Source organism: Herminiimonas sp., from assembly GCF_030645555.1.
GTDB lineage: Bacteria > Pseudomonadota > Gammaproteobacteria > Burkholderiales > Burkholderiaceae_D > Oxalicibacterium.
The window spans coordinates 1-6557 of record NZ_JAUSME010000170.1; the positions used below are offsets into that span (position 1 = coordinate 1).

Here is a 6557-nt window from a genome sequence, read left to right on the forward strand (position 1 = left end):
TGGCGCCGGAAAATCCATGCTGTTCAATTTGATTTCCGGTCGCCATGCCTTGAGCAGCGGCGCCATCCTGTTGCATGGGGCCAGCATAAGCGAACGCCAGCCGCACGAAATCAATCGCCTCGGGCTCTCGCGCAGTTTCCAGATCACGAATATTTTTCATCGCCTGAGCGTGTTTGAAAACCTGCGCTGCGCGGTACTGTGGTCGCTCGGTTACCGCTATTCGTTCTGGCAGCGCTTGAACGGCTTGCAGGATGCCAATGAGCGCGCCGAAAAGATGCTGGAAGAAATCGGCTTGCAGGCGCGCCGCCATGTAGCCGCCGGCTTGCTCAGTTATGCGGAGCAGCGCGCACTGGAAATCGGCATCACGATAGCCGGTGGCGCCGCAGTGATCTTGCTTGATGAGCCGACCGCCGGCATGAGCCGTTCCGAATCCGAGGCAGCAGTCGAACTGATACGCAAGGTCACGATAGGCAAGACCTTGTTGATGGTCGAGCACGACATGGGCGTGGTATTCGATCTGGCCGATCGCATCGCGGTGCTGGTGCATGGCGAAATCATTGCATGTGACACGCCAGCGAATATACGCAACAATTCGCTGGTACAGCAAGCCTATCTGGGCAGTGCTAGCGAGACAGGGAATGCCGCATGAGTGCCTTGCTGGAAATTGAAAACCTGCATGCCTTTTACGGCAAGAGCCATGTGCTGCATGGCGTTGATCTGGTGGTCCATGAAGGCGAGATAGTCAGTCTGCTCGGCCGCAATGGCGCGGGACGCTCGACCACGGTGAAGGCGGTAATGGGGCAGCTTGCGGCAACAGGTGCCATCCGCTACAAGGGGGAAGATATCCTCGGCTTGAAGACATTTGAAATCGCCCAGCGGGGATTGGGTTATGTGCCGGAAGGCCGGGATGTATTTCCCGCATTGAGCGTGGCACAGAATCTGATGCTGGGCCAGAAAAAAGGCAAGCCGACGCGCTGGACTGCCGCCGACATGTACCGGCTGTTCCCGCAACTGCAGGCACGCAGCCAGGTGCTGGCTGGCGTATTGTCTGGTGGCGAACAGCAAATGCTGGCGCTATGCCGGACCCTGATGGGCGATCCCGATCTGATCATGATAGACGAGCCGACCGAAGGCCTGGCGCCGCAGATGGTGGAGCTGGTGGCGGGATTTTTGCAGGAACTGGTCAGGCGCGGGGTGTCGGTGTTGCTGATAGAGCAAAAGCTCGCGATCGCGCTGGATATTTCCCGGCGGGTCTATCTGATGGGGCATGGAAAAATCGTGTTTGAAGGCACGCCGCAAGCGCTGCGTTCCGATGCCGCCGTGCGCCAGGAATGGCTGGCGGTTTGAGGATGTTCCTGAGGTGAAAAAGCGGCATGCAGGCGTGAGCGCCCGCATGCGGCAGCTGTATGCGCCTTGTTCGCTGAAAGCGGCGACGTAGATATCCTTGCCTTCGCCGTGTATGCAATCGACCAGCCAGTTGTAATCTTCCTCGGTAGTGTTGCTGAAGTTCGAGTCCGCGAACGGGAAGTCGGGCGTGTCGCCCATGAAGTTCCAGCTGATCACGCCACTGGAATCGACGAAGTGGATTTCCAGGTTGGCGACGGCATTGATTTCATTCATGTCGAAGCCGGGCTCCGGGAATCCTTCCAGCGAATCGAGTGCGCGGCCCTGCAGCAGTTCCGTCATTGCGCGTTCCAGTGCAATTTCGAAACGCGGATGTGCGCCATAGCTGGAAAACACGCCCTGATCCTTCGGATGCACCAGCGTCACGTTCATCACCGGATATTTGCCGCCCAGCGATGCATCCTTGACCAGGATGCCGAAACCGGCTGCGCGCAAACCGGCGATACCGGCCTGGATGTTGGGGAAACGGGCAATGACTTCGTCCGGCACTTCCGGCAGGCACAGGCCTTCGCTGATGATGCGGTACTTGATGGCCCGCTCGAAAATTTCAGACAGTGCCTGGCTGCGCGCTTCCATCATCGTGTTGCCGGCCGCCATGCCATTGCTGACATACCGGTTGCCGATGATGTTGACCGGGATATAGGTTTGCGCAGCGTCGCGCAGGCGCGTGTAGGGCAGGGCGCAAATGCCACGTGCCACATTGCCGGAGTTCAGGTCGACCAGAACTTCGCCATCTGGCGGCAATATGTGCTGCCGGTTTTTAAGGAAATGACTTGCGCTACCAGGCTTCAGGTTCAGCCTGATCGGCGGAACAGACACGGTTGCGGCCATGTTCCTTGGCCTTGTAAAGTGCCTGGTCAGCCCTGCGGAGCAGATCCGGCGCTGAATGGCCGTTACGCACCGGTATGATGGCCGTGACGCCGGCACTGATGCTGACGATGCCGTTCTGGCTTTCCGAATGCGCGAGATTCATCGCCTGGATAGCCAGGCGGGCGCGTTCGGCGACTGCAGTTGCACCGGCAATATCAGTTCCTGGCAGCAGGATGGCAAATTCTTCACCGCCGTAGCGAGCGACCAGATCGCCGGGGCGTGTGGATGCGGCCTTCAGTACCCGGCTGATATTGCGCAGGCATTCGTCGCCTTGCGGATGCCCATAGGTATCGTTGTATTCCTTGAACAGATCGACATCCAGCATGATCAGCGCAAGTGCTGTTCCATTGCGCATCGCGCGCGCATATTCCTGATCCAGAGCCGCGTCGAAACGACGCCGGTTGGCCAGTCCGGTCAAGCCGTCCTGCAGCGCCAGGGCAGCCAGTTCACTGTTGATTTTTTCCAGATCATCCCTGGTCGTGCGCAGATCGGACTGCGCCCGTTCACGTATGCCGATCTGACGGGTAAGGTGCCAGCCCAGCAGAGCCAGCAAGGCAATTGCGACTGTGCTGGCGAGGGTAAACCGCAAGGTTTCATTGCGCCAGCCGGCAAGCACTTCTTTTTTTGAAAGCGCAACTGCCATCAGGATAGGGTAATGATCGAGACTGCGGTAACTGTAAAGCCGTTCAACATTGTCAACCTTGGCGGTCAACATCACGGTTCCCGACGGGCCGTGAGACAGGTAGTGCTGAAATACCGGTCCTTTGCTGACGTCTTTCCCTATGATCGCTTCATCGAAGGGCCGTCGTACCAGCATGGTGCCACTGGTGGAGGTCATCACGATGGCTCCGGCCTTGCCTATATCGAAGCTATCGTAAAAGGATCTGAAATATCCCATGTTGATGGTTGCCAGCACCACACCGGCAAAGCTATGGTCAGGATGCTCCAGTCTGCGCGAAACGGTAATGATCCATTCGCCGGTGGAGCGACTGCGTATCGGTGGCCCTATATACGGTCCGCGGTCAGCATGGTTGCGGTGAAAAATGAAATAATCGCGGTCGGCGTTATTCATGTTTTTCAGCAGAACTTCCTGCGAATTGACGATCCATCGTCCCTTTTCATCGTAGACGAAGAGACCATGCAACAGCGGTCGTTCGGATACGTGCTGGCGCATGAAGTGATTCAGGTGCGCGAGATGTGCCGTGTTCCAGCTGTTTTGCTCCAGCGTATCAACCAGCCCAACCAGGATGTTATCGACGCTTTCGATAGCGCCTTCCGTGTGCTGCGCCAGTGCCCTGGCCATATTGCCGGTCACTATCCCGGTCTCTTGCAACTTGGTGCTGCGCGCATTCCAGCTATTCAATGCGACGATACCTATGAGTGCCACGGTAACGAACACTATGAATGCAATAAGCGGCCCCTGAAGGGAGCGTCTTTTCGATTTATTGTCGGGGAATGGGGCTTGTGCAGTCAAAATTCTTGCCATAACAGGTAACCGGACATTATAGCCTACCCGGGATACCTGATTCATGCAGCGCTTGCCGAGCGGCAATGGTCTGCGGCATGCGTGTCAGACAGTCGCAGCAAAGACTGGCGCTATAGCCAGTACTCCAGACGGCGCGCCATCCATTCCCGCATCCGATCTGAAAATGGACGCTGTTCCCATTTTTCAGCGCTGACTTCTATCGAATTTTTCAAATCTTCACTGAATGCGCTTTCCATGACAGCGCCGAAGCTCTGATCAATGGCGATCAGATTGACTTCGCTATTGTGCAAAAAGCTGCGCATGTCCAGGTTGGTCGAGCCGACGGTAGACCAGTAGCCATCGATGATGGCGGTCTTGGCATGCAGCACCGATGCCTGCAGTTCGAAGATACGCACGCCGCTAGCCAGTAACTGACTGTAAAACGAACGGCCCGCATGCATGACCAGACCGGCATCGGAGACGCCGGGAAACACGATCTTCACATCCACGCCGCGCTGGGCCGCCTTGGTGAGTGCCTCTATCATTTGCACGTCAGGGACAAAGTAGGAATTGGTAATGTGTATCGATGTCTTGGCTTCCTGCATCGCCAGTACATAGGCTTTGTAGACTTCGTGGCCGCCACCGGGTTCGCTGGCGATGATGCGCACTATCTTGTCGCCCTCAGGCTTGAGCGGCGGGAAATACTTCCTGGCTGCCAGATCATCGACTTTCTGGCTGACCCATGTCTGCATGAACAACCACTGGAATGAGGCGACCGCAGGGCCTTCGACCTGGATATGCGTATCGCGCCAGCCCAGTTGTGAGCGTCTTTTTGCGCGCGAACGGAATAGCGAGCCAGATGAATAATCATTGGTAATGTTGATGCCGCCGGTAAAGGCGATCGTGCCGTCGACCACCAGTATCTTGCGGTGATCACGGTTGTTCAAACGCCATGAAATCATCCGCTTGAATGGATTGACTGGATTGAATTCGAGCACGCTGATGCCGGCATCGCGCAAGGTCTGAAAAAATTCCGGCGGCGTACCCAGCGAACCTATGCTGTCGTAGATGATGTTGACTTGCACACCTTCACGCTGTTTCTGCATCAGCAGTTCAGCGAAATCTTCGCCCAGACCATCTTCATCGAAGATATAGGTTTCAAGGTTGATATGGTCTTTTGCATTCCTGATGGCAGCTTTCATTGCCGCCATCGTTTGCGGGCCGTCATTGAGCAGGGTCAGCTTGTTACCGGCAATCAGTGGACTGCCGGTTGCTGCTTCTTCCAGGGCAGCCAGTTCCGGCAAGTCGACTTTTGCGCTGTGCAGGCGTTGCGCCAGCAATGATTCGGTTTTCTGTTTTGACATCGTGCCCTGAGCTGTTTGTATAGTCGCGTTATCTTGCGGGTCCAGCGATGTCTTTAAATATTGAACGTCGGGCAGCGTAGCGCAGGCGCCCATGGCAAGACTAAGAACGACAAGAAGAAGCTTGTTGAAAAGTCGCGCAGGAAAAGAGATTTGCATCATAGGTTGGGCTATTTTTAGATTGTTCAACAGAATCGAGAATGACTTGAACTCAGCAAGCCAACGACAAGCCGGACTATATTTTTTCTCTTTAATACAGGTCTGCAAGACAGATTGCCGGGCGGCAGAAATGACCGTGCCCATGTTCATTATAGGTAAATATCGCTGACCCCATCATGCTAGGCAAAAGACGCGGCGTCTGTAGGACAAGGCCGGGAAGCGCTGTCAGTGCATCCATGCATGCTAATGGGCGGGCCGGGTCCGGTATGATGGCCCAAAAAGCCGCATACCATCACGACAGGAAATTTCCATGCGCATCTTGCAGCTGGTTTTTACCATTTGGCTGGCTGGTGCCAGTCTATGCACGCCTGCAGCGGCGGCTGAAGACCGGCAGCAGTTGCGTGCGCCAGTCATGCTGGCCAATGTTTATCATCCCGGCATTGCTTTGGCTGAATACTGGGTCAGTGAAAAATATGACGGGATGCGCGCGTACTGGGATGGCCAGCAATTATTGACGCGAGGTGGAGAGCGCATCCATCCGCCTGCATGGTTCATTGCCGGCTGGCCGCAGACGCCGCTGGATGGCGAGTTGTGGACTGGTCGCGGCCAGTTCTCTGCAACGGTAGCTATCGCCCGCCGTCAAAATCCAGACGATGCTGCGTGGCGGAAAATGCGCTACATGGTATTCGATTTGCCTGCGCATGGCGGCACCTTTGATCAAAGACTGCTGACGCTGGAATCAACCGTCAGGGCGATGGATTTGTCCTGGGTGCAAGCGGTCAGGCAAAGCAGGGTGGGCGACCATCCCAGCCTGCAAAAAATGCTGGCGGCGATTACGAAAGAGGGTGGCGAAGGCTTGATGCTGCATCGCGGCGCATCGCTGTATCGTGCCGAGCGCAATGACGACCTGTTGAAACTGAAGCTGCATGATGATGCCGAGGCGCAGGTGCTGGCCCATGTGCCTGGCAAGGGCAAGCACCAGGGCCGGCTGGGCGCATTATTGGTAGAGACAGCCGCCGGACAACGCTTTAAACTTGGTAGCGGATTTAGTGATGCAGAACGCGCTGCGCCGCCACCAGTAGGCAGCTGGGTGACGTACCGTTACAGGGGCTGGAATGACAGCGGCATTCCGCGCTTTGCCAGTTTTTTGCGCGTGCGTGCAGACATGTCGGGTGCGCCGCGTTAGGTCCAGCCGTTATTCAATATCTTTATTCAATGTCGTTATCCATACAGGAGCACACCATGCGCATCTCTAATTTCTCACACGCAGTGACGGCGCTGGTGCTGACCTGCGCCAC

At 56.2% G+C, this 6557-nt stretch carries 5 protein-coding genes and 1 pseudogene; 3 read left to right on the plus strand and 3 right to left on the minus strand.

Annotated features, from left to right (window positions below; all coding sequences use genetic code 11):
- Together Q7T06_RS06790 and Q7T06_RS06795 are read left to right on the plus strand one after the other, a co-directional pair.
- Nucleotides 1–649 (plus strand): ABC transporter ATP-binding protein (locus tag Q7T06_RS06790; RefSeq protein ID WP_304782369.1); only part of this gene is annotated, 649 nt, incomplete at its 5' end.
- A complete protein-coding gene (locus Q7T06_RS06795) occupies nt 646–1347 on the plus strand; it encodes an ABC transporter ATP-binding protein (protein WP_304782372.1) in 702 nt (233 codons plus the stop codon). The genes Q7T06_RS06790 and Q7T06_RS06795, both read left to right, overlap by 4 nt.
- Nucleotides 1348–1404: 57 nt before the next feature.
- On the opposite strand, the pseudogene Q7T06_RS06800 reads toward Q7T06_RS06795, so the two are convergent.
- The 3 genes and pseudogenes from Q7T06_RS06800 to cls form a co-directional block, all read right to left on the minus strand.
- Nucleotides 1405–2235: pseudogene (locus tag Q7T06_RS06800) on the minus strand (YcaO-like family protein); the annotation flags it as partial.
- On the minus strand, nt 2183–3661 hold the full coding sequence (locus Q7T06_RS06805; protein ID WP_304782374.1) for a sensor domain-containing diguanylate cyclase: 1479 nt from the start codon (nt 3659–3661) through the stop codon (nt 2183–2185). The pseudogene Q7T06_RS06800 and the gene Q7T06_RS06805, both read right to left, overlap by 53 nt.
- Nucleotides 3662–3870: 209 nt before the next feature.
- Nucleotides 3871–5196, minus strand: coding sequence for a cardiolipin synthase (gene cls, locus Q7T06_RS06810; protein ID WP_304782377.1), 1326 nt, complete (start codon nt 5194–5196; stop codon nt 3871–3873).
- A gap of 373 nt (nt 5197–5569) precedes the next feature.
- On the opposite strand from cls, the gene Q7T06_RS06815 reads away from it, so the two are divergent.
- The gene (locus Q7T06_RS06815) at nt 5570–6445 is read left to right on the plus strand and encodes a DNA ligase (protein ID WP_304782380.1); all 876 of its coding nucleotides are present in this window, start codon (nt 5570–5572) and stop codon (nt 6443–6445) included.
- The last annotated feature ends 112 nt before the right edge of the window (nt 6446–6557 follow it).